This is a genomic window from Flavobacterium sp. (genome assembly GCF_035760125.1).
Classification (GTDB): domain Bacteria; phylum Bacteroidota; class Bacteroidia; order Flavobacteriales; family Flavobacteriaceae; genus Flavobacterium.
Genome location: NZ_DASTTN010000184.1, coordinates 1 through 3,068, shown reverse-complemented (window position 1 = coordinate 3,068; position 3,068 = coordinate 1). Strand labels below are relative to the sequence as shown.

Here is a 3,068-nt window from a genome sequence, read left to right as displayed (position 1 = left end):
ATTATATCGTTCGTAAGGCGGTAAATTTATCGCATCAAATGCATATTATTGCTTCCAATATTGACCGTGTGTTTCTGTTGGTAACTGTAAATAATCCTCCAACCACATTCAACTTTATTGATCGTTTTTTGGTAACTGCCGAAGCTTATGGAATTGAAGCTATTTTGGTATTCAATAAAATAGATACTTTGGATGAGGTTACACTTGATGAACAGTTGTATATGCAACATGTGTATCAAGAAATAGGATATAAATGTTTGCGGGTTTCGGCTGCGGAAATGAAAGGAGTTGAAGCTTTGCAGGAATTGATGAAGGATAAGGTGAGTATGTTTTCTGGACATTCAGGTGTGGGGAAATCAACTTTAGTGAATGCGATGGAACCTTCTTTACATCTAAAAACCAAAACAATATCTGAAGCAAGCAAACAAGGGCAACATACAACCACTTTTGCGGAGATGTATGATTTGTCTTTTGGAGCCAAAATCATAGACACTCCAGGAATAAAAGGTTTTGGAATGGTTGATATGGATCCTGCAGAAATCAGCGGTTATTTTCCTGAATTCTTTAAATTGAAAGACCAATGTAAGTTCAATAATTGTTTGCATAAAGAAGAACCACATTGTGCCATAAAAGCCGCATTAGAAAGAGATGAAATTGCTTGGTCCCGTTATAACAGTTATCTCAAAATACTGGAAGGCGACGATGAACATTATCGTACGGATGCTTATGATGAAGATCGAAAAGCAAGTGACGAAACCAGGAAATAATTGTTCAGTATTCAGTAATTTAGTATCGAAGCCGTAGATCAAAAATGAAAACAGTTATTCAAAGAGTTTCCTCCGCCTCAGTAACCATCGATTCTAAAATTGTGGCAGATATACAGAAAGGCTTACTTGTTTTGGTAGGTATGGAAGATGCAGATACCCAAGAAGATATCAATTGGCTTTGCCAAAAAATCACCAACCTTCGAATTTTTGGTGATGAAAATGGAGTAATGAATCTTTCCGTAAAAGATATTGATGGCGAGGTAATTGTTGTTTCTCAATTCACACTTCACGCCTCTACCAAAAAAGGAAATCGTCCTTCTTACATAAAAGCCTCAAAACCAGGAATTGCCATCCCGATGTATGAAAATTTTGTGAAACAAATCGAAAAGGAGTTGGGTAAGAAAGTACAAACCGGAATTTTTGGTGCCGACATGAAAGTTTCATTACTAAATGATGGCCCTGTTACTATTCAAATCGACAGTAAGAATAAAGAATAATTTTAGCTTTTTTTTAAACGAAATTTTCTTATATTTCGGAGCTAAAACTTTTTTATGACCTACAAGTTTGTCTCCTCAATTTCAATTGCTTTCTTATTTACTACAACATTTCTTTTTGCTCAAAAAAGCGATTACAGTACTGTCACTCTTTCCGATAGTCTCAAAGAAAATGCAAATGCAGTTGTTCGTTTGAACCAAATTGATATTGTAATTGCGTCTCAACGCAGTATGAATATCAAAAACAAACGAGTAGTAACAGTCTTGAATGAAAATGGTTTAGATGCTATTGAAGCCTATGAAAATTACGACAAATCGAGTTCTATTAAAAATATATTAGCAACGATTTATGATGCTTTTGGAAAGGAAATTAAAAAAATAAAAAGAGGGGATTTCAGGGATGTAAGTGCTGTAAGTGGGAGTACTCTTTTTTCGGAGAGTCGTTATATTTATTTGTATTATACACCGATACAATACCCATTTACAGTCGTTTTTGAAAGTGAAACAGAAACGTCTAACACTGCTTTTATTCCGCAATGGATGCCTTTGAATGATTATGCTATAAGTATAGAAAAAAGCATTCTCAATATAAGTTATCCTTCAAGCCTTGGTTTTAAATATAAAGAATTCAATTTTTCGAATTTTAATATCAAAAAAACTATAGAAACTTCAACTCAGCTTTCTTATATCACGTCAAAAATGTTAGCTCAAAAAGAAGAAACTGTAAGTCCCTCGATTAGTTGTCTTTTTCCAAGAGTAATGATGGGATTGGAATTATTTCATCTTGAAGGGGTGGATGGAACAGCTAAAACGTGGACAGAATTTGGAAAATGGTACAGCGAAAAAATTCTGCAGGGAACTACTGATTTATCAGAAGAAACCAAAGTTAAAATCAAAGCTTTGGTAGGTGCCGAAACCGACCCTATTAAGAAGGCACAAATCATTTATAAATATGTTCAGGAAAAATCAAGATATGTGAATATAAGTATTGGTATTGGAGGTTGGAAACCAATGCAGGCCGGCGATGTTGATCGTTTGGGCTATGGAGATTGTAAGGCATTGAGTAATTATACCAAAGCACTTCTTAGTGCGGTGAATGTACCATCTTACAATGTAATTTTATATGGTAATCCAAGAAAACGTGATATTGAGACCGATTTTGTTTCGATGCAAGGGAATCATATGATTTTGGCTATACCTAATAAGGATAAATACGTTTTTTTAGAATGTACAAGTCAAGTGGATCCTTTTGGCTATCAAGGAACGTTTACAGATGACAGAAATGTTTTGGTTGTAAAACCCGATGGTGGAGAGATTGTAAGAACTAAAATTTATGAAGATACTGGCAATACCCAAGTAAGCAAAGGGACTTATTCTATTGCGGAAAATGGAGATTTATCAGGGAAAGTAGGAATAGTTTCTGAAGGTACCCAATACAATCAAAAATTCAATAATGAGAAGCTTTCTCCAGCAGAAATTGAGAAATTTTATAAGGACTATTGGAGTACCATTAATAATTTAAAAATTAAAAAAATCACTTTCAAAAATGATAGTGATAAAATAAGTTTTACTGAAAATGCAGAAATAAGTGCCGTGAATTATGGGAATGTATCAATCAATAAAATGATGTTTGCCGTAAATGCCTTTAATCCATTAAATCAAAGTGTCAAACGAATTAGAAACCGAAAAAATCCTTTAGAAATTCAAAGAGGCTATGTTGATATCGATGAAATAGAAATCGCTTTGCCCGGTAATTTCTCGATTGAATTTCTTCCAGGAAATGTTGAAATTAATGAAAAATTTGGCG

General features: G+C 34.0%; 3 protein-coding genes. All 3 read left to right on the top strand.

Features of this window, described 5'->3' with window-relative positions; all coding sequences use genetic code 11:
* A partial coding sequence (rsgA, locus tag VFS71_RS06950) for a ribosome small subunit-dependent GTPase A (RefSeq protein ID WP_326400201.1) occupies positions 1 to 767 on the top strand: 767 nt, incomplete at its 5' end.
* Between the two features lie 44 nt (positions 768 to 811).
* Positions 812 to 1,264 (top strand): D-aminoacyl-tRNA deacylase, encoded by a 453-nt coding sequence (gene dtd, locus VFS71_RS06945; RefSeq protein ID WP_326400200.1) that lies wholly within the window; start codon positions 812 to 814, stop codon positions 1,262 to 1,264.
* Positions 1,265 to 1,318: 54 nt separating this feature from the next.
* Positions 1,319 to 3,068, top strand: a 1,750-nt coding sequence (locus VFS71_RS06940) for a DUF3857 domain-containing protein (protein WP_326400199.1), incomplete at its 3' end; no start/stop codon positions are given.

What these genes read in the sequence shown, in the direction of transcription:
- dtd (WP_326400200.1), top strand. Translation starts at nt 812, where the DNA reads ATGAAAACAGTTATTCAAAGAGTTTCCTCCGCCTCAGTAACCATCGAT.